This is a genomic window from Citrobacter sp. Ce129 (assembly GCF_030334545.1).
Lineage (GTDB): Bacteria > Pseudomonadota > Gammaproteobacteria > Enterobacterales > Enterobacteriaceae > Citrobacter > Citrobacter europaeus.
Genome location: NZ_JAOWDS010000074.1, coordinates 119,896 through 144,461 on the forward strand (window position 1 = coordinate 119,896; position 24,566 = coordinate 144,461).

Annotated in this window: 24 protein-coding genes; 14 read left to right on the top strand and 10 right to left on the bottom strand. The window is 55.2% G+C overall.

Annotation, left to right across the window (positions count from 1 at the left end):
• The first annotated feature begins 47 nt into the window (after window positions 1-47).
• Complete coding sequence (locus OGV77_RS23270; protein ID WP_087051257.1) at window positions 48-1,742, top strand: NAD-dependent malic enzyme; 1,695 nt, start codon at window positions 48-50, stop codon at window positions 1,740-1,742.
• 85 nt (window positions 1,743-1,827) lie between these two features.
• A complete protein-coding gene (locus tag OGV77_RS23275; protein WP_003825888.1) occupies window positions 1,828-2,172 on the top strand; it encodes a nitrous oxide-stimulated promoter family protein in 345 nt (114 codons plus the stop codon).
• A 117-nt stretch (window positions 2,173-2,289) separates the two neighbouring features.
• Here the strand turns inward: OGV77_RS23275 and OGV77_RS23280 are convergent, their stop codons facing one another.
• From OGV77_RS23280 to hypA, 7 genes are all read right to left on the bottom strand, one after another.
• On the bottom strand, window positions 2,290-2,718 hold the full coding sequence (locus OGV77_RS23280) for a TOBE domain-containing protein (RefSeq protein ID WP_003825890.1): 429 nt from the start codon (window positions 2,716-2,718) through the stop codon (window positions 2,290-2,292).
• A 44-nt stretch (window positions 2,719-2,762) separates the two neighbouring features.
• Complete coding sequence (gene flhA / locus OGV77_RS23285) at window positions 2,763-4,841, bottom strand: formate hydrogenlyase transcriptional activator FlhA (protein ID WP_087051259.1); 2,079 nt, start codon at window positions 4,839-4,841, stop codon at window positions 2,763-2,765.
• A 206-nt stretch (window positions 4,842-5,047) separates the two neighbouring features.
• Window positions 5,048-6,058, bottom strand: a complete 1,011-nt coding sequence (hypE, locus tag OGV77_RS23290; protein WP_043017345.1) for a hydrogenase maturation carbamoyl dehydratase HypE — start codon at window positions 6,056-6,058, stop codon at window positions 5,048-5,050.
• Window positions 6,055-7,176, bottom strand: coding sequence for a hydrogenase formation protein HypD (gene hypD / locus OGV77_RS23295; protein ID WP_043017344.1), 1,122 nt, complete (start codon window positions 7,174-7,176; stop codon window positions 6,055-6,057). Before hypD ends, hypE begins: the two co-directional genes overlap by 4 nt.
• Complete coding sequence (hypC, locus tag OGV77_RS23300; RefSeq protein WP_003037411.1) at window positions 7,176-7,448, bottom strand: hydrogenase 3 maturation protein HypC; 273 nt, start codon at window positions 7,446-7,448, stop codon at window positions 7,176-7,178. The genes hypD and hypC overlap by 1 nt, the downstream gene beginning before the upstream one ends.
• Window positions 7,439-8,311, bottom strand: coding sequence for a hydrogenase nickel incorporation protein HypB (hypB, locus tag OGV77_RS23305; protein WP_043017343.1), 873 nt, complete (start codon window positions 8,309-8,311; stop codon window positions 7,439-7,441). Before hypB ends, hypC begins: the two co-directional genes overlap by 10 nt.
• A 103-nt stretch (window positions 8,312-8,414) precedes the next feature.
• Window positions 8,415-8,786, bottom strand: coding sequence for a hydrogenase maturation nickel metallochaperone HypA (gene hypA, locus OGV77_RS23310; protein WP_016154191.1), 372 nt, complete (start codon window positions 8,784-8,786; stop codon window positions 8,415-8,417).
• A 198-nt stretch (window positions 8,787-8,984) separates the two neighbouring features.
• Here hypA and hycA point away from each other — a divergent pair, with 198 nt between their 5' ends.
• The 9 genes from hycA to hycI all read left to right on the top strand — a co-directional run bounded on the left by hycA (window position 8,985) and on the right by hycI (window position 16,863).
• Window positions 8,985-9,443, top strand: a complete 459-nt coding sequence (gene hycA / locus OGV77_RS23315) for a formate hydrogenlyase regulator HycA (RefSeq protein ID WP_043017342.1) — start codon at window positions 8,985-8,987, stop codon at window positions 9,441-9,443.
• Between the two features lie 143 nt (window positions 9,444-9,586).
• On the top strand, window positions 9,587-10,198 hold the full coding sequence (gene hycB / locus OGV77_RS23320; RefSeq protein ID WP_043017341.1) for a formate hydrogenlyase subunit HycB: 612 nt from the start codon (window positions 9,587-9,589) through the stop codon (window positions 10,196-10,198).
• Window positions 10,195-12,021 carry a formate hydrogenlyase subunit 3 gene (gene hycC / locus OGV77_RS23325; protein WP_087051260.1) on the top strand — a complete coding sequence of 609 codons (1,827 nt, stop codon included), beginning with the start codon at window positions 10,195-10,197 and terminating at the stop codon, window positions 12,019-12,021. Before hycB ends, hycC begins: the two co-directional genes overlap by 4 nt.
• 2 nt (window positions 12,022-12,023) lie before the next feature.
• Window positions 12,024-12,947 (top strand): respiratory chain complex I subunit 1 family protein, encoded by a 924-nt coding sequence (locus OGV77_RS23330; protein ID WP_003825914.1) that lies wholly within the window; start codon window positions 12,024-12,026, stop codon window positions 12,945-12,947.
• Between the two features lie 17 nt (window positions 12,948-12,964).
• Complete coding sequence (gene hycE / locus OGV77_RS23335; protein WP_003037393.1) at window positions 12,965-14,674, top strand: formate hydrogenlyase subunit HycE; 1,710 nt, start codon at window positions 12,965-12,967, stop codon at window positions 14,672-14,674.
• Window positions 14,675-14,683: 9 nt separating this feature from the next.
• Complete coding sequence (gene hycF, locus OGV77_RS23340) at window positions 14,684-15,226, top strand: formate hydrogenlyase subunit HycF (protein WP_016154185.1); 543 nt, start codon at window positions 14,684-14,686, stop codon at window positions 15,224-15,226.
• Window positions 15,226-15,993: a formate hydrogenlyase subunit HycG gene (gene hycG / locus OGV77_RS23345; protein ID WP_087051261.1), complete on the top strand. Its 768-nt coding sequence runs from the start codon at window positions 15,226-15,228 to the stop codon at window positions 15,991-15,993. Before hycF ends, hycG begins: the two co-directional genes overlap by 1 nt.
• Window positions 15,990-16,400, top strand: coding sequence for a formate hydrogenlyase maturation HycH family protein (locus tag OGV77_RS23350; RefSeq protein ID WP_043017338.1), 411 nt, complete (start codon window positions 15,990-15,992; stop codon window positions 16,398-16,400). Before hycG ends, OGV77_RS23350 begins: the two co-directional genes overlap by 4 nt.
• A complete protein-coding gene (gene hycI, locus OGV77_RS23355; RefSeq protein WP_043017337.1) occupies window positions 16,393-16,863 on the top strand; it encodes a hydrogenase maturation peptidase HycI in 471 nt (156 codons plus the stop codon). Before OGV77_RS23350 ends, hycI begins: the two co-directional genes overlap by 8 nt.
• A 55-nt stretch (window positions 16,864-16,918) precedes the next feature.
• Here the strand turns inward: hycI and OGV77_RS23360 are convergent, their stop codons facing one another.
• The 3 genes from OGV77_RS23360 to ascF all read right to left on the bottom strand — a co-directional run bounded on the left by OGV77_RS23360 (window position 16,919) and on the right by ascF (window position 20,232).
• Entirely contained in the window at window positions 16,919-17,158 is a 240-nt protein-coding gene (locus OGV77_RS23360; protein WP_075145731.1) for a SymE family type I addiction module toxin, read from the bottom strand.
• 172 nt (window positions 17,159-17,330) lie between these two features.
• A complete protein-coding gene (locus OGV77_RS23365) occupies window positions 17,331-18,755 on the bottom strand; it encodes a 6-phospho-beta-glucosidase (RefSeq protein WP_087051262.1) in 1,425 nt (474 codons plus the stop codon).
• A gap of 22 nt (window positions 18,756-18,777) precedes the next feature.
• Window positions 18,778-20,232: a PTS cellobiose/arbutin/salicin transporter subunit IIBC gene (ascF, locus tag OGV77_RS23370; RefSeq protein WP_043017335.1), complete on the bottom strand. Its 1,455-nt coding sequence runs from the start codon at window positions 20,230-20,232 to the stop codon at window positions 18,778-18,780.
• A gap of 264 nt (window positions 20,233-20,496) precedes the next feature.
• Between ascF and OGV77_RS23375 the strand changes: the two genes are divergently transcribed.
• The 3 genes from OGV77_RS23375 to hypF all read left to right on the top strand — a co-directional run bounded on the left by OGV77_RS23375 (window position 20,497) and on the right by hypF (window position 24,537).
• Window positions 20,497-21,510 (top strand): LacI family DNA-binding transcriptional regulator, encoded by a 1,014-nt coding sequence (locus OGV77_RS23375; RefSeq protein ID WP_087051274.1) that lies wholly within the window; start codon window positions 20,497-20,499, stop codon window positions 21,508-21,510.
• Window positions 21,511-21,655: 145 nt separating this feature from the next.
• Window positions 21,656-22,201 carry an electron transport protein HydN gene (hydN, locus tag OGV77_RS23380; RefSeq protein WP_003037366.1) on the top strand — a complete coding sequence of 182 codons (546 nt, stop codon included), beginning with the start codon at window positions 21,656-21,658 and terminating at the stop codon, window positions 22,199-22,201.
• 95 nt (window positions 22,202-22,296) lie between these two features.
• A complete protein-coding gene (hypF, locus tag OGV77_RS23385; RefSeq protein ID WP_087051263.1) occupies window positions 22,297-24,537 on the top strand; it encodes a carbamoyltransferase HypF in 2,241 nt (746 codons plus the stop codon).
• Window positions 24,538-24,566 lie beyond the last annotated feature (29 nt).

Here is a 24,566-nt window from a genome sequence, read left to right on the forward strand (position 1 = left end):
GAGAGCCTGTTAATGCAGGCTCTTATTTTTTTATCTGGTTGTAATTTATGGATGGCAACGTGACAAACGATGTTTTATACGTCCCGTTTACGGGGAAGTTACTGCTTGAGTCTCCGTTATTAAACAAGGGAAGTAGCTTCACGCAGCAAGAAAGACATGACTTTAACCTGAGTGGGCTACTGCCTTGTGCGATTGAGAATATTGATGAACAAGCTGAGCGGGCGTATCAACAATATCTTGAGGCTGAATCCCACAGCGCTCGACATATTTACCTGCGTAATATCCAGGATACCAACGAAACTTTATTTTATTACCTGTTGAAAAAGCACCTGCCCGAGATGTTGCCAATCGTTTATACCCCAGTAGTCGGGGCTGCCTGCGAAAAATTCTCCTGGATATATCGTCGGGCGCGTGGTGTCTTTATTTCCTGGCCCGATCGCGATCGTATTGACGATATTTTGCATGATATTCCACGACACGATATCAAGGTCATCGTCGTCACTGATGGTGAGCGCATTCTGGGACTAGGTGACCAGGGCGTTGGCGGTATGGGGATCCCTATCGGGAAACTGTCGCTCTATACCGTCTGTGGCGGGGTTAATCCGGCGAATACGCTACCCATTCTGCTGGATGTCGGTACGAACAATACGCGACTGCTGGACGATCCGCGCTATATCGGCTGGCGTCATCCGCGCATAACTGGCGAAGACTACTTCGCATTCATTGGTATGTTTATTGCTGCCGTAAAACGGCGCTGGCCTAACGTTCTGCTGCAGTTTGAAGATTTCGCCCAGCATACCGCTGTACCGCTACTGGACCGCTATCGCGATGAGCTGTGCTGTTTTAATGATGATATTCAGGGCACGGCGTCGGTGGCTCTGGCGACCGTGGTTGCTGCCTGTCGTGGCAGCGGCCGCGATTTCCGTCAGCAATCGATTGTGATTGTGGGCGCGGGTGCTGCCGGATGTGGGATCGCCCGACATATTATCGCCTGCCGCATCTCTGAAGGAATGAGCCAGGCCGAAGCCCGACGGACCATTTTTATGGTGGATCGCGACGGTCTGGTGATGACCACCAATCATGGATTAGCGGATTTCCAGCAACCGCTGGCGCAGCCTCCTGTGGCCTTATCTGACTGGCTGTATGAGGGGCAGACACCGTCGTTACTGGAGGTTATCCACAATGCCAAACCTTCGGTGATGCTGGGAGTGTCGGGCCAGGCCGGATTATTTTCGCAAGAGGTGATTAGCACGATGTACCAATACTGCGATCGGCCGATTGTTATGCCGTTGTCGAATCCCACCTCGAGAATGGAAGCGCGGCCAGAAGATATTGTTCGCTGGACCGAAGGACGGGCCATCATCGCGACCGGCAGTCCCTGCGATGCGGTTGAATTCAATGGGTGTTCCATTCCGGTTGCGCAGTGCAATAACGTTTATGTTTTCCCGGCCATCGGTCTGGGGGCTATCGCCAGCGGCGCGGCGCGAATAACAGAAGCCATGTTGATGGCGGCAAGCCGTGCGCTGGCCGATGCTTCTCCGCTGGTGCATAACGGGGAAGGCGCTCTGTTGCCGGAGATTGGGACAATCTGTGACGTGACGCGCCGCATTGCCTTCGAGGTCGGCAAGACGGCGCAGCAGTCAGGTGTGGCAGAGAAGATGAGCGACGACGCGCTGTTGCAGAGCATCAACGATAACTTTTGGCTACCGCACTACCGTCCTTATAAACGCAGGGCAATTTAGTCATTCTCGTGGGGAATTGATCTCATGTGATGGTTGCCTTCACTGTTAAGGTGTATTATTTATGCAACTTAATTGTGGAGGCATCATGTCCGGCAAACGTATTGCACGTGAAAAAATGACGATCCAGAGAATGATCTCGCTGTATGAAAGCCAGTGTCCGCAGGCTTCAGACGAGCCGGGGCATTACGATGCGTTGTTTGCCTATGCGCAAAAGCGCCTCGATAAGTGCGTATTTGGTGAGGAAAAACCGGCCTGTAAACAGTGCCCTGTGCACTGTTATCAACCAGCTAAACGCGAAGAGATGAAGCAAATTATGCGCTGGGCTGGACCAAGAATGCTCTGGCGTCATCCGATTCTGACCGTGCGTCATCTGATTGATGACAAACGTCCGGTACCGGAATTGCCAGAGAAATACCAGCGGAAGAAGTAATTCTATGCCGGATGGCGGCGATGCTTTATCTGGCCTACGAGAGCAAGCGCTCCTGCCGCGTAGGCCCGATAAGCACAGCGCTATCGGGCAAACTGGCCATGCGTTGACGAATGGTGATTACGCTTTGGTGGCAATCAGAATGGCTGAGGCTTTGATCAGCGCAACAACGCGGCTTCCCTGGCTCAGTTTCATCTCTTGCTGACTTTCGTTGGTGACGACGGCAACAATCTCAAAGCCTGCGTCAGTTTTGATATGTACCGTGGCGTTGACTGCGCCTTCAGTGACCTGGGAAACGCTACCGGCAAACTGGTTACGGGCGGAGAACTTCAGGCCGCAGTCTTCTGTTGCCAGCGTTACCCACGGCGCTTTAATCAGGGCAATTGCCTCTTTCCCTTTTGCCAGACCCAACGCCTGCTGGCTGCTATGGGTTACAATCGCGACCAGTTTTGCGCCGCCAGCCAGCGTCAGTTCAACTTCATCATTCACTGCGCCCGTAGCGACTGCGCTCACCGTACCGGTTAATTGATTACGTGCTGATACCGCCATACTGCCTCCTTTCGTTGAGATATCACCCAGTATAACCACACTGGCTAAACCAGTGCATCCTTATCAATGCCCAATCGTTTCATGCGTGAGAGTAACGTTGTGCGTTTCAGCCCCAGTCTTTGCGCCGCGCCTTTCGGACCGGCAACGACGCCGTTGGTCTCTTTTAGCACGCGCATTATCAACTGATATTCATCTTCGCCGTCCTGCGCGACTTCGGTCGCCACTGGTGGGGTGGATGGCGCCAACGCGACAACATCCGGCAGGGACAGTTGCAGCACGTTGCCTCGGGTGAGCAGAACCGCGCGCTCTACCACGTTTTCCAGTTCACGCACGTTACCCGGCCATTCCATATTGCTCAGCGTACGCAGAGCTTCGGCGGGAATACTGTCGATATTGCGCCCCATCCGGCGGGCAATCTTAAAGGTGAAGGCTTTCACCAGTAGCGGAATATCTTCCGGGCGCTCACGCAGCGGCGGCAGATGGATCGGGAAGACGTTCAGCCGATAGTAGAGATCGTTACGAAACTCGCGATCGGCGACCATCTTTTTCAGATCGCGGTTGGTGGCGGCGATCAAGCGAACGTCGGTCTGGATCAGCTTATTGCTGCCCAGACGTTCAAACTCCTGCTCCTGCAGAACGCGCAGCAGCTTCGGCTGAAGTTCCAGCGGCATGTCGCCAACTTCGTCGAGGAACAACGAACTTTTGTCCGCCAGTTCGAAACGCCCAATCCGCTGCGTGCTGGCCCCGGTAAACGCGCCGCGCTCATGGCCAAACAGATCGCTTTCCAGCAATCCGGCAGGCATTGCCGCGCAGTTCATTTTCACCATTCGGCGGGCGTTGCGTCCGCTCAGGTTGTGAATTGCTCGCGCGATTAGCTCCTTACCCGTTCCGGTTTCACCCAGAATCAGGACGGTGCTGTCGCTTTGCGCCACCATTTCGACCTGTTTGAGTACGCTGTACATCGCTTCGCTGCGGCCAATGATTTCGCCGAACTCACTCTCCACGTTGTTGAGTTGTTCCGTCAACGCCAGGTTTTCGTCGACCAGACGTTCCTTCAGGCGGTGGATCTCCTGGTAGGCGAGGGCGTTATCTACGGCGATCGCCACGCGTTCGGCGATTTGACGCAGTAGTTTTAGGTTGGCGGTGGTGAACACTTTCTCTTCGCACTGCGCCAGCTTCAGTACGCCGAGCATAGTATTGCCGGACATCAGCGGCAGCAGGCACAGAGTCTGTAGCTGGTTGCCCCAGGTTTCGAACAGCATCCGTTCGTAAGGAGCAAGGGTATCGCGTTCACTCAGGTTAATCAGCAGCATCTCTTTGCTTTTGAAGACCCGTTCAGAGAGTGTGCCTGCTTCGTCCACCTCACTTTGTTCGTGCGCCGGATGATGTTCATCCAGATAATGGGTGGAATAAATGCTGAGTTTATTCTTGCGATCGCTGCGTAACACGATGCTGATGGCATCAATGTCGAAGTAGTGATGGATCTCCTTGGCGACTTCGCTAACCAGTTCATCAATGTCGAGACGCGAGAGCACCGCATTGGTGATGGCGACCAGGATGCGAAAGTTGTCGCGCTCGCGGCACAGTAAATCGTAATCGACGTTGTTGCTGACCCTGCTTTGAATTTGTTCAGCAACAACGCCGACTATTTGCGTGAAGGTCTGCAGCCGGTTGTACTCTTTTTCACTCCACGGCCGATCTTCATTACGGATGAATTCGCAGCCGCCAAAGATTCGCCCATCTGCCGCCAGCGGCAACAGACAGTAGTGGCCAAATTCAGAATACAGCCCGCCTGAGGCCAGTTGCGGCCAGGTTTCCGTAAACTCATGATAGTTGCAGTGCAGCGCATCGGGGCGAGACAAAATACGGCGTACCGGGCCATGCGCCAGCACCGTTTCGTCTTCATAATCGATGGGTTTACCATTTTCACGCGTCGCAAAATAACGCGCACGCTGCGTTTGTGCCTGCCACAAGACAATAGCCGCACAGTCGGCCAGCGCTGAACGCTTGACCAGCTGCGAAAGCGCCTCGCTGAGAGACGGGAGATCGGGCTGCTGTAATAATGTACGAGTAATATCGAACAGGCCTTGCTGTCCAAGGTCACTCATCGGTGTATACGACATATTGCTTTTCCAGGAAAAGCACCGCAGAACGGTGCGAAAACGGTAAATGAATTATAGGTATAAGTCGTAATTTATTGCCGGATTGGTCCGGCTACACGAACCGTAGGCCCGATCGGCAAAGCGCCATCAGGCGAAAATGCATCGTTAATGCCGGATGTCGACGCAAATGCGTCTTATCCGGCCTACAGCTTGCTGCCAACCGGCTGTTAGCATATACGAGGCAATGGCTCGGCGTGCGGTAAATCGAGGGTTCGTTTCACGCCGTAGAGTCCGGCAAGACGTACACCTTTGCGTTCCACCACTTCACCAATCATTGCGGCATCGCGCCCTAACGGATGCGCGCGCAGCGCGGCAAGCGCCGTTTCAGCCGCCTGGCGCTCAACGGCAATCACCAGCTTGCCCTCGTTAGCAAAGTTGAGCGCATCCAGACCCAGCAGTTCGCAAACGCCGCGCACCGCGGGCTTCACGGGCAGGGCCGCTTCAGACAGCTCAATACCAAATCCGCATGAGGCGGCAAATTCATGCGTTACCGCATTCACGCCGCCACGGGTCGCGTCACGCAGCGCCTTCACGCCGGGAATATCACGTAGCGTCTGGATAAGCGGCGTTAATACCGCGCAGTCGCTGACCAGTTCACCATCAAGACCCAACTGTTCGCGCAGGTTAAGGATAGTTGCGCCGTGATCGCCAAGCGTACCGCTGACCAGCAGCACATCGCCCGGGCTGAGGGTCTGTGCCCCCCAGTGAATGTTGGCGGGGATCGCCCCCATTCCGGCGGTGTTGATGAACAGCTTGTCTGCTGCGCCGCGCTGCACGACTTTAGTATCGCCGGTTACGATGGCGATGCCCGCTTCGCGCGCGGTTGCTGCCATGCTGTTAACGACGGTTTTCAGCGTCTCCATCGGCAGACCCTCTTCGAGGATAAAACCACAGGAGAGGTAGCGCGGGATTGCGCCGCTGACCGCTACGTCGTTAGCCGTACCGCAAATAGCCAGCTTGCCGATATTGCCGCCCGGGAAGAACAACGGATCGATAACATAGCTGTCGGTTGAAAATGCCAGACGATCGCCTTCTGCCACCAGCTGCGCCAGTTCCAGACGTGCCTGATCCTCTTGTTCTGCCAGCCACGGATTAGCAAAAGCTTCCATAAACAGACTGTTGATCAACTGCTGCATAGCCTGACCGCCGCTACCGTGGGCGAGTTGTACGCTGTTCATGCTTCACACTCCTGCTGACGATACTGATACCAGGCGGCACATGCGCCTTCTGAGGAGACCATCAGGGCGCCAAACGCGGTCTCCGGGTTACAGGTTTTGCCAAATAGCGGGCACTGATGCGGTTTGCATCGGCCGGTCAATACCTCTCCGCAACGGGCGCGCGGATCGTCATACACCTGCTGCGGCGCTGGCTGGAAATGCGCTTCGGCATCAAAACGCTGATAGTCTGGCGTCAGGTGAACGCCAGAGGATTCAATTACGCCCAGGCCGCGCCATTCACTGTCGCCATTGACGCAGAACACGTCGGCGATAGCCTTTTGCGCTAACGCGTTACCGGCGTCCGGCACCACGCGGCGGTACTGGTTTTCGACCTGACTATGCTCGGCAATCTTCTGTTCAATCAACATCACCACGCCCTGCAGCAAATCGAGCGGTTCGAAACCGGCGACCACTAACGGACGATGGAAGTCTGACGCAATGAAGTTATAGGCATCGGTACCAATCACCATGCTGACGTGGCCTGGCGCTAAAAAGGCGTCGATGCCGTTGTCCGGCTGCTCCAGCAGACTGCGCAGCGTAGGAATAAGCGTGATGTGCTGGCAGAAAAAGTAAAAGTTCTGCACGTTACGCTGTTTTGCCTGCTGCAGGGTGATGGCGGTGGTTGGCATTGTGGTTTCAAAACCCAGGCCAAAGAACACTACCTTACGCGTTGGGTTTTCCTGCGCCAGCTTCAGCGCATCCATCGGTGAATAGACGATGCGGATATCTGCGCCGCGTGCTTTGGCTTGTAGCAAAGAACCTTGTTTACCCGGGACGCGCATCGCATCGCCAAAGGTGCAGAAAATCACTTCTGGATGGCTGGCGATTTCAACACAGCTGTCGATTCTGCCCATCGGCAGAACGCAAACCGGGCAGCCTGGTCCATGAATAAACTCGACATTTTCAGGCAATAACTGGTCGAGACCGAACTTGAAGATAGCGTGGGTATGACCACCACAAACTTCCATGATGCGCAGCGGGCGTTCAGCCGTGTAGGGGAGGAGTGCGGCACGTTCACACAGGTGCTCTATCAACTGCATCACCTGTTCTGGTGCGCGGTATTCGTCAACAAAACGCATTATTTTTCCTCGCCATACAGCAATGCGCCGACATCCGGCTCAACGTCAAACATATTTTGCAGCGCGTCGAGCGTGTCGCGCGCTTCAGCTTCATTAATGATGCTCATGGCAAAACCGACGTGGACCAGCACCCACTGACCCAGACGAGGTTGACCATGTTCATCGCAGCTTCCGACCAGCGTCAGGTCGACGTCACGCTGAATACCGCAAACGTCGACTTTAGCCTGGTTGCCATCAATGGTGCGGATTTGACCCGGAACACCTATGCACATCGCTGCGCCTCCAGCCAGGAGAGCCATTGATCCATGCCTTCGCCGCTGGTGGCAGAAATCAGGATAATCTCAATTTCGGGGTTCACTTCCCGGGCGCTGGCGATGCACTTCTCTACGTCAAAATTGAGGTACGGCAGCAGATCGACTTTGTTGAGCAGCATCAGCGACGCGGCGGCAAACATATGTGGGTATTTTAGCGGCTTGTCTTCACCTTCGGTGACGGAAAGCACCGCCACTTTATGACGCTCGCCGAGGTCGAAGCTGGCCGGGCAAACCAGGTTCCCGACGTTTTCAATGAACAGAATGCCGTTGTCTTCAAGCGGCAAACGCGGCGCGGCGTCAGCAATCATTTGGGCGTCGAGGTGACAGCCTTTACCGGTGTTGACCTGAATGGCTGGGGTGCCTGTGGCGCGAATACGGGCGGCATCATTAACCGTCTGCTGGTCGCCTTCAATCACGGCGCACGGCACGCTGTCTTTAAGCTTCATCAGCGTTTCGGTCAGTAGCGTGGTTTTACCGGAGCCAGGGCTTGAGACAAGGTTCAGCACCAGATGTTGACGGGCAGCAAAGCGGGCGCGGTTGCGCTCGGCCAGACGGTTGTTTTTGTCCAGCACGTCAATTTCCACTTCCAGCATCCGACGCTGGCTCATGCCTGGCGCGTGGGTGCCTGCTTCTCCGTGACCGTAGTGCAAATCGCCTTCTTCGGTCTGGCTTGGCGTGAAACTGGATGTCTTCACACCGGTAATGTTCAACGCCGGACGAGCTGCCGGGGCAAATGGCGCGCTGCGAAACGCCGAGTGGGGATTATGCTCATCACCCTCTATATAAAGGTTGCCTTCAGCGCAACCACATGTCGTACACATCGCTCACTCCTGATCTTTATCTTGCGGTATATCTGTTGCCGGATGGCGGCTTCGTCTTTTCCGGCCAACAACTCAGGCCATTCCTGTAGGCCGGACAAGACGCTTAGGCGTCGGCATCCGGCGCTGGAGTTTCATCTATTTCAATACGTCGAATCTGTAAGCCGTCATCGGCCACAATTCTCAGCATATCGCTGTTGCATTGCGGACATCTGCGCACGCGTTGCGTCAGTAAGGTGACGTATTGCTGACAAGATTCGCACCAACATTCGGCTTCTTGTTCTTCGAGGTGGAGTTTACAACCTTCTGCAAGGGTCCCGCGGCATACCAGATCAAAACAAAAGGCGAGAGCGCTGGTTTCTACGCAAGAAAATGCGCCAATTTTGAGCCAGACCCCAGTTACTCGCTGAGCACCGTATTGCGTGGCCTGTTGTTCAATCAATTCCAGTGCCCGTTGGCAGAGGGTTATTTCGTGCATACCGCCTCCTGTGAAGTTGCGATATTAAAAGCAATAAACATGCCAGGTTGAAATTTCCCGCGAGTGACAATGACGACGATGACGAAATGACACGTCGTCACCGGGTTTATGTTTTTTATCTATATGAAAATAAAGAATTTTAATTTTGGCATGAAATGTGCTTAAGGGTGTTCATCTCTGCTAAACGGGTAACCTGACATGACTATTTGGGAAATAAGCGAAAAAGCCGATTACATCGCTGAACGGCACCGTCGCCTACAGGACCAGTGGCGTATTTACTGTAACTCGCTGGTTCAGGGGATCACCCTGTCAAAAGCGCGTTTGCATCATGCAATGAGCTGCGCACCGGACAAGGATCTCTGCTTCGTCCTTTTTGAACACTTCACTATCTACGTCACGCTGGCGGACGGCTTTAACAGCCACACCATCGAATACTACGTTGAAACGAAAGATGGTGATGATAAACAACTGATTGCACGGGCAGAGTTGACCATCGACGGTAAAGTCGATGAGCGTATCAGCAACCGCGATCGCGAGCAGGTGCTGGAGCACTATCTCGAAAAAATCGCCACCGTCTACGACAGCCTGTACACCGCGGTTGAGAACAATATGCCGGTGAATTTAAGCCAACTGGTTGAGGGACACAGCCCGGCTTAAGCCTCGGGTGCTGCCCACTTTTGTCATGATGCGCTTTCATATTGCGTCACGACAGTTTAGGGAATGGGCATGTCGAAAAATGTCGAAATGACATTTACCAGACATGTTTTCGTCAAAAATGACTATCACCTGAGGAATGCCTGGTGAATCGTTTTGTAATTGCTGACTCCACTCTTTGTATCGGCTGCCACACCTGTGAAGCCGCCTGCTCAGAGACACATCGCCAGCATGGCCTGCAGTCAATGCCGCGCCTGAAAGTGATGTTAAATGAAAAAGAATCCGCCCCGCAGCTTTGCCACCAGTGTGAAGATGCGCCTTGCGCCACCGTTTGTCCGGTTAATGCGATTAATCGCGTTGATGGTGCCGTGCAACTGAATGAAAGCCTGTGCGTAAGCTGCAAACTGTGCGGGATTGCCTGTCCGTTTGGCGCAATTGAGTTTTCCGGTAGCCGTCCGCTGCATATCCCGGCAAACGCCAATACGCCAAAAGCGCCTCCGGCTCCGCCAGCGCCTGCCCGCGTGAGCACGCTGCTGGATTGGGTTCCGGGCGTTCGCGCCATCGCGGTGAAATGCGATCTGTGCAGTTTTGATGAGCTTGGTCCGGCCTGTGTACGCATGTGCCCAACCAAAGCCCTGCATCTGGTGAGCAACATGGATATCGCCCGCGCCAGCAAACGTAAGCGTGAGCTGACTTTCAATACCGATTTCGGCGATCTCACCTTGTTTCAGCAGGCTCAGAGTGGAGATGCAAAATGAGCGCAATTTCACTAATTAACAGCGGCGTGGCCTGGTTTACAGCGGCTGCGGTTCTGGCATTTCTGTTTTCATTTCATAAATCGCTGAGCGGCTGGATTGCCGGGGTTGGCGGTGCGGTCGGCAGCCTGTGTACGGCAGCCGCGGGTTTTACCGTTCTGACTAATGCGCTGGCAGTGAGCGGCGTGATGCCGTTTATTGGTCACAGTCTGCAAATTACTCCGCTTAATGCTATCTGGCTGATTACACTGGGCCTGTGCGGCCTGTTTGTCAGCCTGTACAACATTGACTGGCATCGTCATCCTCAGGTGAAAGCTAACGGCCTGCTGGTGAATCTGCTGATGGCCGCGGCGGTATGTGCGGTAGTGGCCAGCAACCTCGGAACGCTGGTGGTGATGGCGGAAATCATGGCGCTGTGCGCCGTGTTCCTCACCGGCTGCAGTAAAGAGGGCAAACTGTGGTTTGCGCTGGGACGCGTCGGTACGCTGCTGCTGGCTATTGCCTGTTACCTGGTGTGGCAACGTTACGGCACCCTGGAGTTGCGCCTGCTTGACCTGCGTACTCAGGAGCTGCCCCTTGGCTCTGACATCTGGCTGCTGGGCGTGGCGGGTTTTGGCCTGCTGGCCGGGATTATTCCGCTGCACGGATGGGTGCCACAGGCGCACGCCAACGCCAGCGCACCGGCTGCGGCGCTGTTCTCTACCGTCGTCATGAAGGTGGGGCTGCTGGGTATTCTCTCCCTGTCGCTGCTGGGCGGTAACGCGCCGCTGTGGTGGGGGATTACGCTGCTGGTGCTGGGTATGATCACCGCATTTGTCGGCGGTCTGTATGCGCTGATGGAACACAACATTCAGCGTCTGCTGGCGTACCACACGCTGGAAAACATCGGCATTATTCTGCTGGGTCTGGGTGCTGGCGTGACCGGGATTTCCCTGAATCAACCGGCGCTGATTGCGCTAGGTTTGACCGGCGGTCTGTACCACCTGGTAAACCACAGCCTGTTCAAAAGCGTTCTGTTCCTGGGCGCAGGTAGCATCTGGTTCCGTACCGGTCATCGTGATATCGAAAAACTGGGTGGTATTGGTAAACGTATGCCGGTTATCTCTCTGGCGATGCTGGTTGGCCTGATGGCGATGGCCGCACTGCCGCCGCTGAACGGTTTTGCCGGTGAGTGGGTTATCTACCAGTCCTTCTTTAAGCTTGGCAACAGCGGCGCGTTTGTCGGCCGTCTGTTAGGACCGTTGCTGGCGGTAGGACTGGCGATTACCGGCGCGCTGGCGGTGATGTGTATGGCGAAAGTGTATGGCGTTACGTTCCTTGGCGCACCGCGCACGAAGGAAGCTGAAAACGCCTGCTGCGCGCCAATCCTGATGGGGGTGAGCGTCGTTGCGCTGGCTATCTGTTGCGTGATTGGCGGCGTGGCGGCGCCGTGGCTGCTGCCGATGATCTCCTCTGCCGTTCCGCTGCCGCTGGAAACTGCGAACACCACCGTTTCTCAGCCAATGATCACGCTGCTGCTAATCGCATGTCCGCTGCTGCCGTTCATCATCATGGCAATTTTCAAAGGCAACCGTCTGCCGTCGCGTTCACGCGGTACGGCATGGGTGTGTGGTTACGATCATGAGCAGTCAATGGTCATTACCGCGCACGGTTTTGCCATGCCGGTGAAAGAAGCCTTTGCCCCGGTACTCAAACTGCGTAAATGGCTAAACCCGGTATCACTGGTTCCGGGCTGGCAGAATGCGGCTGCGCCGGTGCTGTTCCGTCGTCTGGCATTGATTGAGCTGGCGGTGCTGGTGGTGATTGTGGTTTCACGAGGAGCCTGAGAATGAGTGTTTTATATCCGTTAATTCAGGCGCTGGTGCTGTTTGCCGTTGCGCCGCTACTTTCCGGTGTTACCCGCGTGGCGCGTGCGCGTTTGCACAATCGCCGTGGTCCGGGCGTTTTGCAGGAATACCGCGACATTATCAAACTGCTGGGCCGTCAGAGCATTGCGCCTGCGGATTCCAGCTGGGTTTTCCGCCTGACACCGTTCGTGATGGTGGGCGTGATGCTGACTATCGCCACCGCGTTGCCGGTAGTGACCGTTGGCTCGCCGCTGCCGCAACTGGGCGATCTGATCACCTTGATTTACCTGTTCGCCATCGCCCGTTTCTTCTTCTCTATCGCGGGTCTGGATACCGGTAGCCCATTTACCGCTATTGGCGCCAGCCGCGAAGCGATGCTCGGCGTACTGGTTGAACCTATCCTGCTGTTGGGGCTGTGGGTAGCGGCGCAGGTTGCTGGCTCAACTCATATCAGCAATATCGCCGATACCATTTATCACTGGCCTGCTGCGCGCAGCATCCCGCTGATTCTGGCGCTGTGCGCCTGTGCTTTCGCCACCTTTATCGAAATGGGCAAACTGCCATTCGATCTGGCGGAAGCAGAGCAGGAGCTGCAGGAAGGTCCATTGACCGAATACAGCGGCAGCGGTTTTGCGGTGCTGAAATGGGGCATTAGCCTCAAGCAACTGGTCGTTCTGCAAATGTTCGTCGGCGTGTTCCTGCCGTGGGGACAGATGGAAACCTTCACCGCCGGTGGGCTGCTGTTGGCGCTGGTGATTGCCGTCGTCAAACTGGTCCTCGGCGTGCTGGTTATCGCCCTGTTCGAAAACAGCATGGCGCGTCTGCGTTTTTGCGCCACTTCACGCGTGACCTGGGCCGGTTTTGGGTTTGCGTTTTTAGCGTTCGTCTCCTTGCTGGTGGCGTGATTTAAGAGAGTTTGAGCATGTCTGAAGAAAAATTAGGTCAACAATATCTCGCTGCGCTGCACCAGGCCTTTCCGGGTGTCGTACTGGATGAAGCCTGGCAGACCAAAGATCAACTGACGATCACCGTCAAGGTGAACTACCTGCCGGAAGTGGTGGAGTTCCTGTACTACAAACAGGGTGGCTGGTTGTCCGTGCTGTTTGGTAACGACGAACGCCAGCTGTGCGGCCATTATGCCGTTTACTACGTGATGTCGATGGAGCAGGGCACCAAGTGCTGGATAACCGTCCGCGTTGAGGTCGATGCCAATAAGCTGGAGTTTCCGTCCGTCACGCCGCGCGTTCCGGCTGCAGTCTGGGGCGAGCGCGAAGTGCGCGATATGTACGGTTTGATCCCGGTAGGTTTACCGGATGAACGTCGTCTGGTACTGCCGGATGACTGGCCGGACGAACTCTACCCACTGCGTAAAGACAGTATGGATTATCGTCAGCGCCCGGCCCCGACCACCGATGCCGAAACCTACGAGTTCATCAACGAACTGGGCGACAAGAAAAACAACGTGGTGCCAATTGGTCCGCTGCACGTCACCTCCGATGAACCCGGTCACTTCCGCCTGTTCGTTGACGGCGAGAACATCATCGACGCCGACTACCGTCTGTTCTATGTTCACCGCGGCATGGAGAAACTGGCGGAAACCCGTATGGGTTATAACGAAGTCACGTTCCTGTCGGATCGCGTGTGCGGTATCTGCGGTTTTGCGCATAGCACCGCATATACCACCTCCGTTGAGAATGCGATGGGCATCGTGGTGCCAGAGCGTGCGCAGATGATCCGCGCCATTCTGCTGGAAGTTGAGCGTCTGCACTCGCACCTGCTGAACCTCGGCCTGGCCTGTCACTTCACCGGTTTTGACTCCGGCTTTATGCAGTTCTTCCGCGTGCGCGAAACGTCGATGAAGATGGCCGAGATCCTCACCGGGGCACGTAAAACCTACGGTCTGAACCTGATCGGCGGTATTCGTCGCGACCTGTTGAAAGAGGATATGATCCAGACCCGTCAACTGGCGCAGCAGATGCGCCGTGACGTGCAGGAACTGGTCGATATGCTGCTCAGCACGCCGAACATGGAACAACGTACCGTTGGTATTGGTCGTCTGGATCCGGAAATTGCTCGAGACTTCAGTAACGTCGGCCCGATGGTACGCGCCAGCGGTCACGCGCGTGACACCCGTGCCGATCACCCGTTTGTCGGTTATGGTCTGCTGCCGATGGAAGTTCATAGCGAGCAGGGTTGCGACGTTATTTCTCGTCTGAAAGTCCGTATCAATGAAGTCTACACCGCACTGAATATGATCGACTTTGGTCTGGATAACCTGCCGGGCGGCCCGCTGATGGTGGAAGGCTTTACCTATATTCCTCACCGCTTCGCACTGGGCTTTGCTGAAGCGCCGCGCGGAGATGACATCCACTGGAGCATGACCGGCGACAACCAGAAACTGTATCGCTGGCGCTGCCGTGCGGCGACGTACGCCAACTGGCCGACGCTGCGCTATATGCTGCGTGGCAACACCGTTTCCGATGCCCCGCTGATTATCGGTAGCCTCGACCCTTGCTACTCCTGTACTGACCGTATGACCGTGGTTGATGTGCGTAAGAAGAAGAGCAAAGTCGTGCCGTACAAAGAACTTGAGCGCTACAGCATCGAGCGTAAAAACTCGCCGCTGAAATAAGGAATCGCCATGTTTACCTTTATCAAAAAAGTCATCAAAACCGGGGCGCCGACGTCGTCGTATCCGCTGGAGCCGATTGCGGTCGATAAAAACTTCCGTGGCAAACCGGAACATAATCCGCAGCAGTGCATTGGCTGCGCGGCCTGTGTGAATGCATGCCCGTCGAACGCGCTAACGGTAGAAACCGATCTGGTTACCCATGAGCTGGCGTGGCAGTTCAACCTTGGTCGCTGCATCTTCTGCGCCCGCTGCGAAGAAGTCTGTCCGACGGCGGCAATCAAGCTGTCGCAGGAGTATGAACTGGCGGTGTGGAAGAAAGAGGATTTCCTGCAGCAGTCCCGCTTTGCGCTGTGTAATTGCCGCGTCTGTAACCGCCCGTTTGCGGTACAAAAAGAGATCGATTACGCCATTGCGCTGCTGAAGCACAACGGTGACAGCCGTGCGGAAAACCACCGTGAAAGCTTTGAGACCTGCCCGGATTGTAAGCGCCAGAAATGTCTGGTGCCGTCTGACCGTATTGAACTGACTCGCCATATGAAAGAGGCCAGCTGATGAACAATTTATTAGGCCCACGTGACGCCAACGGTATTCCAGTGCCGATGACGGTGGATGAATCCATTGCCAGCATGAAAGCGTCGCTGCTTAAAAGCATCAAGCGTTCAGCGTACGTTTACCGTGTGGACTGCGGCGGCTGCAACGGCTGTGAAATCGAAATTTTCGCCACGCTTTCTCCGCTGTTTGATGCCGAACGTTTTGGTATCAAAGTGGTACCGTCGCCGCGCCATGCGGATATTCTGCTGTTTACCGGCGCGGTAACGCGTGCCATGCGCTCTCCGGCACTGCGCGCCTGGCAGTCAGCCCCGGATCCGAAAATTTGTATCTCTTACGGTGCCTGCGGTAACAGCGGCGGTATCTTCCACGACTTATACTGCGTATGGGGCGGCACGGACAAAATCGTACCGGTGGACGTGTATATTCCAGGTTGCCCGCCGACGCCTGCGGCAACGCTGTACGGCTTTGCCATGGCGCTGGGACTGCTGGAACAAAAAATTCACGCGCGAGCGCCGGGTGAACTGGACGAACAGCCGGCGGAAATTCTGCATCCGGATATGGTTCAGCCGCTGCGTGTGAAGGTGGACCGCGAAGCACGCCGTCTGGCGGGATACCGCTATGGCCGCCAGATTGCTGATGACTATATGACGCAGTTAGGGCAAGGCGAGCATCAGGTGGCGCGCTGGCTGGAAGCGGAAAACGATCCGCGTCTGACCGAGATCGTCACGCATCTTAATCATGTTGTCGAAGAGGCTCGTATCCGATGAGTGAAACGGTGGTGTTCAGTCAACTGAGCCGTAAGTTTATTGATGAGAACGATGCAACGCCCGCTGAGGCGCAGCAGGTTGTCTATTACAGCCTGGCGATTGGTCACCACCTTGGGATCATCGATTGCCTGGAAGCGGCGTTAACCTGTCCGTGGGATGAATATCTGGCGTGGATTGCTACGCTTGCCGAAGGCAGTGAAGCTCGCCGGAAAATGGAAGGCGTGCCGAAGTACGGTGAGATAGTCATCGATTTCAACCATGTGCAAATGCTGGCGCGCGCGTTCGATGATGCGCGTGCCGTGCAGACCCAGCAGCAGCAGGAGTGGAGCAAGCTGATGCTCAGCATGCTGCACGATATCCACCAGGAAAGCGCTATCTATCTGATGGTGAGGAGACACCGTGACTGACGTTTTATTATGTGTAGGTAACAGCATGATGGGCGATGACGGCGCGGGTCCGCTGCTGGCCGAAATGTGTGCCGCAAACCCTCAAGGCCAATGGGTTGTCATCGACGGCGGTAGCGCGCCGGAGAACGACATCGTCGCCATCCGTGAACTGCGCCCGCAGCGTCTGTTGATCGTGGATGCCACCGACATGGGGCTAAACCCCGGTGAAATCCGTATTATCGATCCTGATGATATTGCTGAGATGTTCATGATGACCACCCACAACATGCCGCTGAACTACCTGGTCGATCAGCTGAAAGACGACGTAGGCGAGGTAATTTTCCTTGGCATTCAGCCAGATATTGTCGGTTTTTACTACCCGATGACACAACCGATTAAAGATGCGGTTGATACCGTCTATCAGCGATTAGCTGGCTGGGAAGGACACGGTGGATTCTCCGAGCTGGAAGCGCCGGAAGAGTAAACCGTATCAGTGCCGGATGTGAGCGACATCCGGCCTGTTTCCCTGCGTATCCTCGTCACTCAATGGCCTGCTCAATAATTAATTTCCCCTGCATCACTGACACTTTTACTGCCGTACCGGTAGGAAACCCAGCTTGTTCCAGCCAGTCACCGTTCAGCGTGAGTGAAGCGTGCCGACTGATTCGTCGCGTGAAACCCGTTTTGGGATCTTCATGGCGTTTTCTGACATAGCCGACTTTCAAACGACGTACGGGTTTGGTGATAGCCACTGCTATTTTGCCATTTTTATCAGTCATACACGTTTCCTTGTGGTGAACGGCCAGGATTAAAAACTACTGAATAAAATGCCAGTAAAAAAGGGCGCGAGCAAACCTGAAACTGGAAGGATGATTCCACATTTTGAATGCAATAAATGAAATGAAAATACGTACTTCTGCCGGAGGGCTGTAGACCCCTCCGGCAGGCCCGTCAGGCCAGATCGGTACCGTTGCTGGCGATCACTTTTTTGTACCACCAGAATGATTTCTTGCGGGTGCGCGCCAGCGTGCCGTTACCCGCGTCATCGCGGTCCACATACACAAAACCGTAGCGTTTGCTCATCTCACCGGTTGAGGCAGAAACCAGATCAATACAGCCCCAGGTGGTGTAACCCATCAGCGGCACGCCATCCTCAATAGCGTCTGCCATGGCGCGAATGTGCTCGCGTAAATAGCTGATGCGATAGTCGTCATTGATCTCGCCGTTAGCATCGATTTCATCTTTCGCCCCCAGCCCGTTTTCCACCAGAAACAGCGGTTTCTGGTAGCGGTCATACATCATGTTCATGGTAATGCGCAGACCGAGCGGATCGATGCCCCAGCCCCATTCGCTGGTGGCAATATATGGATTACGCAGCGATTTCACCACGTTGGCGGCGCTGGTATTGCCGGTGTTCATTTCAGCAGAGGCACAGCGCGATGCGTAGTAGCTAAACGAGACAAAATCGACGGTGTTTTTCAGGATGTCGTCATCTTCCGGGGCTTTTTCTATCACCACGCCTTTTTCGCGAAACACACGGGCAGAGTAAGCGGGGTAAGCCCCGCGCGCCTGCACATCAATAAAGAACAGGTTTTCGCGGTCTTTTTCCAGCGCGGTCCATACATCTTCCGGTTTACAGGAGTAAGGATAAAAATTGCCGCCAGCCAGCATACAACCGACCTGGTTTTGCGGATTAATTTCATGGGCAATTTTAGTCGCCAGGGCGCTGGCTATTAGTTCGTGGTGCGCGGCCTGGTATTTAACCTGATCCTGATTTTCACCTTCTTCAAATACCAGCCCGGCGCCAGAAAAGGGACTGTGCAGCATAATGTTGATTTCGTTGAAGGTCAGCCAGTACTTCACCAGACCGTCGAACGCCTCGAAGCAGGTACGGGCGTAGCGGGTAAAGAACTCCACCATTTTGCGGTTACGCCAGGAGCCGTACTCGGTGACCAGATGCATTGGCACATCGAAATGGCACAGCGTGACCAACGGCTCAATTCCGTATTTTTTACACTCGGCAAACACGCTGTGGTAAAACGCGATACCCTCTTCATTCGGCGTCAGTTCATCGCCGTTAGGGTAGAGACGGCTCCAGGCAATGGAAGTACGAAAAACCGTAAACCCCATTTCCGCCATCAGCGCGATATCTTCTTTATAGCGATGATAAAAGTCGATCGCCTGATGGCTGGGATAAAATTCGTCATCCTGAAGCGTAAAGCGCTTTTCCTGACCCAGTTTGACGGGCATCCGGTGTGCGCCGTGAGGGATCATATCGACGGTGGTCAGCCCTTTGCCGCCTTCCCGGTATGCCCCTTCAGACTGGTTGGCGGCCAGTGCGCCGCCCCATAAAAATCCTTGCGGAAAAACAGACATAATTAACCTCAGTTGATACCAGTCAAATGCTGGCTCCATTGATATTGCCCGGTTGTGCGGCCTGATTTTTTCTGGCCTGCGCGGCTGCATCTTCGACAGGAATATCTTCAAAGCCGAGAATCAGTGTTAATACAAAGGAAAGCACTACTGCCAGCGCCATCACGCCAAATACCCAGACGATGGTCATCGGATTGGCCGGATCGAAAAACTGTACGCTGGTGAACAGGCCCGGAGCCGCCATGGAGTGGCTTGCCAGTCCGGCCATTCCGGCAACGGCGCCGCAGATAAAGCCGCTGATAAGGCTCGCAATCAGCGGACGTTTCAGGCGGATCGCCACGCCATACAGCGCAGGTTCGGAAATACCCGCCATAATGGCTGAGGCAGCTGCCGCTAACGCCGTCTGACGCAACTCCGGGTTTTTAGTTTTCCATGCTACTGCCAGCGATGAACCGCCTAACGACAAGTTGGCGCCGATTTCAGACGGCATCACCATGCCTTCTTTTCCGGTCTCGGCAATAGTCTGAATGATGGTTGGCGTAAAGACGCGGTGCATACCGGTCATTACCAGCAGCGGCCACAGCGCGCCCATAATGGCTACCGACAGCCAGCCGAGATAGCCGTGAATGGTATACACCAGCGCGGAAATCGCACTCCCGATCCAGATGCCTACCGGGCCAATGATGACGATGGCGAGTGGGGCGGCGATCAGTACGATCAGCATCGGTTTCAGGAAGTTTTTGGTCACCGCCGGAGTGATGCGATCGACCCAGCGTTCGATGTAAGACAGACACCAGGTCATGACCAGTGCCGGGATCACCGTATAGGTATACTTCACCGCCGTCACCGGGATCAGGGCGAACTCAACGTGTTCACCCTGCGCGGCCTTCGCCATCAGGTCGATAAAGCTGGGATGCACCAGTACCCCTGCGATGGCGATAGCCAGCGACATGTTGGTTTTGAATTTGATGGCTGCCGAAGCGGCGACCATCAGCGGCAGGAAGAAAAATGCGCCGTCGCCGATAACGGTCAGAATGGTGAGTGTGGACGAACCTTTCACCAGCACGCCGGTCATTTCCAGAACCATCGCCAGCAGCTTGAGCATTGATCCGCCGATAATTGCCGGGATCAACGGAGACATGGTGCCGATCAGCGCGTCGAGGATCCCCGCGCCAATCCGCTTCAGCGTCAGTCGGGGTTTGGTTTGCGGCTCAGCAGGTTGCATGTTGGCAGGCAACAGGCTGACCACTTCACGATACGCCTGCGAAACGGTGTTGCCGATAATCACCTGGCACTGATTATCGTTACGCACCACGCCGAGCACGCCAGAGAGCGTCTTCAGCGTCGCGCTGTCGACCTGCGAGTCATCTTTGATAACGAAACGCAAACGGGTCATGCAGTGGGTTACTGCTGTGATGTTGTCGACGCCTCCCAGAGCCGTCACAACGGAGCGCGCCAGCGCTGCATAATTCTTGGACATCGGATTTAATCCTGTTTTATCAGTAGAGTACGTTATGTTTTATCCGTTTACGTTGGTCGCTCTTCTGAGTGAATGAAACACAGATAGGAAACCGGTTCCACAAAATCATGTTTAAATTATGAATAATGAGCAAGATTTAATTTTGATCACTTTTTGTAATTGTGACTCCGATCACCAGATGTCAGCGTCTGCGATTTAGCGGCAAGGACAGCGGCGAAACGGTGCAGTACACTGCGTCACATTGAGAGAATAGGGATGAGTAATATGACCACGATGCTGGAGGTGGCGAAGCGTGCCGGGGTGTCGAAAGCGACCGTTTCCCGGGTGCTTTCCGGAAACGGCTATGTCAGCCAGGAGACCAAAGACCGCGTGTTTCAGGCCATTGAAGAGAGTGGTTACCGCCCAAACTTGCTGGCGCGCAGTCTCGCAGCGAAAACCACACAGACGCTGGGTCTGGTGGTAACAAATACCCTTTATCACGGCGTCTATTTCAGCGAGCTGCTGTTTCATACCGCGCGGATGGCGGAAGATAAAGGACGCCAGCTGTTACTGGCTGACGGTAAACACAGCGCTGAGGAAGAGCGCCAGGCAATCCAGTACCTGCTCGACCTGCGCTGTGACGCGATTATGATCTATCCGCGTTTTCTCAGCGTGGATGAGATAGACGATATCATCGACGCCCACAGCCAGCCGATTATGGTGCTTAATCGACGCTTGCGGAAAAACAGTAGCCACAGCGTGTGGTGCGATCAAAAGCAAACCAGCTTCAACGCCGTTACTCAGCTCATTGCCGCCGGGCATAAAGAGATTGGATTTATTACCGGCTCAATGGATTCCCCTACCGGCGTGGAGCGACTTTCAGGCTATAAAGACGCGCTGGCGCATCATGATATCCCGCTAAACAATGATCTGATTGTTAACGGGAAATGGACGCCGGCCTGCGGCGCAGCGGGTGTGGATACTTTACTTTCGCGCAAGGTCAAATTCACCGCGCTGGTGGCCAGTAATGACGATATGGCGATCGGCGCGATGAAGCAGTTGCACGTGCATGGCGTGCGCGTTCCTGCACAGGTGTCGGTGATTGGCTTCGATGATATCGCCCTCGCGCCATACACTATTCCGGCGCTTTCCAGCGTCAAAATACCGGTGACGGAAATGATTCAGGAAACGATTGGACGTCTGATCTTTATGCTGGATGACGGGGCATTTACGCCGCCAAAAACCTTCACCGGCGAACTCATCCAACGCGACTCTGTTGCGCCGCTTGTCTTGCGCTGACGGCTGTCATTTGTCATCGTCACTAGTGACGATGACACGCCTTTCCTGCATTCGTCAGAATAAAAAACCTTTAATAACAGTCAATTAAAATCTGGCACGATTTGTGAATGCTTCGGCAGATATTCTGTCATTGCTGGAGAAATTGATGAACCGTTTCATCATTGCAGACGCCAATAAATGCATTGGTTGCCGTACCTGTGAAGTGGCCTGCGTGGTATCCCATCAGGATAACCAGGACTGCGCATCGCTGACCCCTGAAACTTTTTTACCCCGCATTCACGTCATCAAAGGCGTTAATGTCTCCACGGCGACGCTGTGCCGCCAGTGCGAAGACGCGCCGTGCGCTAACGTCTGCCCGAACGGTGCTATCAGCCGTGATAAAGGCTTTGTCCACGTGATGCAGGAACGCTGCATTGGGTGTAAAACCTGCGTTGTGGCGTGCCCTTATGGCGCAATGGAAGTGGTTGTGCGCCCGGTTGTGCGTAACAGCGGCGCGGGTCTGAACGTCCGTGCAGAAAAAGCAGAAGCCAATAAGTGCGATCTGTGCCACCACCGTGAGGCCGGCCCTGCCTGTATGGAAGTCTGCCCGACTCACGCGCTGATTTATGTGGATCGCAATAAGCTTGAGCAATTGAGCGCGGAAAAACGCCGTCGCGCGGCGCTGGATTCCACCGCATCTTTGCTGTTCTGATATCTGAAAATCCGCGTAAAATACGGCAGTACTTATGCCGGATGGCGGCTTTGCCTTATCCGGCCTACGGGGATAGATGACTGCGGGACTACCTAATGACAATAAACAACCACTCCGGCGTACAACTGCGTATTCGCGGTAAGGTACAGGGTGTCGGATTTCGCCCCTACGTCTGGCAACTGGCGCAGCGGTTACAACTGCATGGCGATGTGTGTAACGACGGTGACGGTGTGGTTGTGCGTGTACAGGAAGATCCGGCGGAGTTTATTGCACAGTTGCATCAACACTGCCCACCGCTGGCGCGTATTGACAGCGTTGAGAGCGAACCATTCGCCTGGACGCAGCAGCCTGCCGATTTCTCGATTCGTCAAAGCGCTGGCGGTACGATGAATACGCAAATCGTTCCTGACGCCGCGACCTGTCCCGAATGCCTTGTTGAAATGAACACCCCCGGCGAACGTCGCTACCGATACCCCTTTATCAACTGCACCCACTGTGGTCCACGTTTTACGATTATCCGCGCCATGCCCTATGACCGGCCGTTCACCGTGATGGCGTCGTTCCCACTCTGTGCGCAATGCGATAAAGAGTATCGCGACCCGTATGATCGTCGCTTCCATGCCCAGCCCGTTGCCTGTCCGGCCTGCGGCCCTCATCTTGAGTGGTTCAGCGCGGATGAGCGGGCGGAGAAAGAAGAGGCGCTGCAGGCGGCGGTATCGCGGCTGAAAGCAGGCGGTATTGTGGCCGTTAAAGGCATTGGCGGGTTTCATCTGGTGTGTGATGCGCGAAATGATGATGCCATAGCGTTGCTCAGGTTGCGCAAACGCCGTCCGGCAAAACCTCTGGCGGTAATGCTGCCAGGTGATGACGGGCTACCTGAACCCGCTCGTCGTTTGCTGACTACCCCTGCCGCGCCGATCGTGCTGGTACAGAAGCGCTATGTCGCGGCATTGAGCGAAGGAATTGCGCCAGGGTTAACGGAAGTTGGCGTCATGCTGCCCGCGAATCCGTTACAGCATTTACTTTTACAAGAGATGAATTGCCCACTGGTGATGACCTCCGGCAATCTCAGCGGCAGGCCTCCGGCCATTACCAACGCGCAGGCGCTGGAAGATTTACGCGACATTGCTGACGGTTTCCTGCTGCATAACCGCGAAATTGTGCAGCGGATGGATGACTCGGTGGTGCGTGAAAGTGGGGAAATGCTGCGTCGTTCCCGGGGTTACGTACCGGATGCGGTAGCACTGCCGCCAGGATTTCGCGATGTGCCGCCGATGCTGTGCTTAGGCGCGGATCTGAAAAATACTTTCTGTCTGATGCGTGGCGAACAGGCGGTTATCAGCCAGCATTTGGGCGATCTCAGCGATGACGGCATTCAGCAGCAGTGGCGTGATGCGCTGCGCCTGATCCAGAGCATTTATGACTTTACGCCGCAGCGTATTGTGCACGATGCACACCCTGGCTATGTTTCCAGCCAGTGGGCCAGCGAAATGGAGCTGCCAGTTGAAACGGCGCTGCATCACCATGCGCATGCCGCTGCGTGTCTTGCCGAGCACGACTGGCCGCTCGACGGTGGCGACGTGATTGCTCTGACGTTAGACGGTATCGGCATGGGGGAAAACGGCGCGCTGTGGGGGGGAGAGTGTTTGCGGGTCAACTATCGTGAATGCGAACACCTTGGCGGCTTACCTGCGGTAGCGCTGGCGGGCGGCGATCTGGCGGCAAAACAGCCGTGGCGTAACCTGCTCGCGCAGTGCCTGCGTTTTGTTCCTGACTGGCAGCGTTATCCGGAAACATCTGCGCTGCAGCATCAAAGCTGGAATGTGCTGGCGCGCGCTATTGAACGGGGGATCAACGCTCCGCTGGCGTCATCGTGCGGACGGTTGTTTGACGCCGTTGCCGCTGCGCTGCAATGTGCGCCGGACTCGTTGAGTTATGAAGGAGAAGCGGCCTGCGCGCTGGAGGCGCTGGCATCGCAGTGTGATGATGTTGATCATCCTGTCACGGTGCCGCTTGATGGCAATGAACTGGACTTAGCGGTTTTTTGGCAGCAATGGCTGAACTGGCAGGCCAAACCAGCGGAAAGAGCGTGGGCGTTTCACGACGCGCTGGCGCGTGGGTTTGCTACTCTGATGCGAGAGCAGGCCGAAGCGCGTGGAATCAAGACGTTAGTATTTAGCGGCGGCGTGATGCATAACCGTTTATTGTCAGCCCGTCTGGCTATTTATCTGCATGATTTTACTTTACTGTTTCCCCAGCGTTTACCGGCGGGCGACGGTGGGTTGTCGTTGGGGCAAGGCGTGATTGCCGCGGCGCGAGCGTTGGCACAAAAATAAAAAAGCCCCGGGACTGGCGGGGCAAGAAA

What these genes read in the sequence shown, in the direction of transcription:
- hycE (WP_003037393.1), top strand. Translation starts at nt 12,965, where the DNA reads ATGTCTGAAGAAAAATTAGGTCAACAATATCTCGCTGCGCTGCACCAG.
- hypC (WP_003037411.1), bottom strand. Translation starts at nt 7,448, where the DNA reads ATGTGCATAGGTGTTCCGGGTCAAATCCGCACCATTGATGGCAACCAG.
- hypD (WP_043017344.1), bottom strand. Translation starts at nt 7,176, where the DNA reads ATGCGTTTTGTTGACGAATACCGCGCACCAGAACAGGTGATGCAGTTG.
- OGV77_RS23280 (WP_003825890.1), bottom strand. Translation starts at nt 2,718, where the DNA reads ATGGCGGTATCAGCACGTAATCAATTAACCGGTACGGTGAGCGCAGTC.
- OGV77_RS23275 (WP_003825888.1), top strand. Translation starts at nt 1,828, where the DNA reads ATGTCCGGCAAACGTATTGCACGTGAAAAAATGACGATCCAGAGAATG.
- OGV77_RS23360 (WP_075145731.1), bottom strand. Translation starts at nt 17,158, where the DNA reads ATGACTGATAAAAATGGCAAAATAGCAGTGGCTATCACCAAACCCGTA.
- hypE (WP_043017345.1), bottom strand. Translation starts at nt 6,058, where the DNA reads ATGAACAGCGTACAACTCGCCCACGGTAGCGGCGGTCAGGCTATGCAG.
- hycA (WP_043017342.1), top strand. Translation starts at nt 8,985, where the DNA reads ATGACTATTTGGGAAATAAGCGAAAAAGCCGATTACATCGCTGAACGG.
- flhA (WP_087051259.1), bottom strand. Translation starts at nt 4,841, where the DNA reads ATGTCGTATACACCGATGAGTGACCTTGGACAGCAAGGCCTGTTCGAT.
- ascF (WP_043017335.1), bottom strand. Translation starts at nt 20,232, where the DNA reads ATGTCCAAGAATTATGCAGCGCTGGCGCGCTCCGTTGTGACGGCTCTG.
- OGV77_RS23375 (WP_087051274.1), top strand. Translation starts at nt 20,497, where the DNA reads ATGACCACGATGCTGGAGGTGGCGAAGCGTGCCGGGGTGTCGAAAGCG.
- hycG (WP_087051261.1), top strand. Translation starts at nt 15,226, where the DNA reads ATGAACAATTTATTAGGCCCACGTGACGCCAACGGTATTCCAGTGCCG.
- hypA (WP_016154191.1), bottom strand. Translation starts at nt 8,786, where the DNA reads ATGCACGAAATAACCCTCTGCCAACGGGCACTGGAATTGATTGAACAA.
- OGV77_RS23365 (WP_087051262.1), bottom strand. Translation starts at nt 18,755, where the DNA reads ATGTCTGTTTTTCCGCAAGGATTTTTATGGGGCGGCGCACTGGCCGCC.
- hypF (WP_087051263.1), top strand. Translation starts at nt 22,297, where the DNA reads ATGACAATAAACAACCACTCCGGCGTACAACTGCGTATTCGCGGTAAG.
- hydN (WP_003037366.1), top strand. Translation starts at nt 21,656, where the DNA reads ATGAACCGTTTCATCATTGCAGACGCCAATAAATGCATTGGTTGCCGT.
- OGV77_RS23270 (WP_087051257.1), top strand. Translation starts at nt 48, where the DNA reads ATGGATGGCAACGTGACAAACGATGTTTTATACGTCCCGTTTACGGGG.
- hypB (WP_043017343.1), bottom strand. Translation starts at nt 8,311, where the DNA reads ATGTGTACGACATGTGGTTGCGCTGAAGGCAACCTTTATATAGAGGGT.
- hycF (WP_016154185.1), top strand. Translation starts at nt 14,684, where the DNA reads ATGTTTACCTTTATCAAAAAAGTCATCAAAACCGGGGCGCCGACGTCG.
- OGV77_RS23330 (WP_003825914.1), top strand. Translation starts at nt 12,024, where the DNA reads ATGAGTGTTTTATATCCGTTAATTCAGGCGCTGGTGCTGTTTGCCGTT.
- hycC (WP_087051260.1), top strand. Translation starts at nt 10,195, where the DNA reads ATGAGCGCAATTTCACTAATTAACAGCGGCGTGGCCTGGTTTACAGCG.
- OGV77_RS23350 (WP_043017338.1), top strand. Translation starts at nt 15,990, where the DNA reads ATGAGTGAAACGGTGGTGTTCAGTCAACTGAGCCGTAAGTTTATTGAT.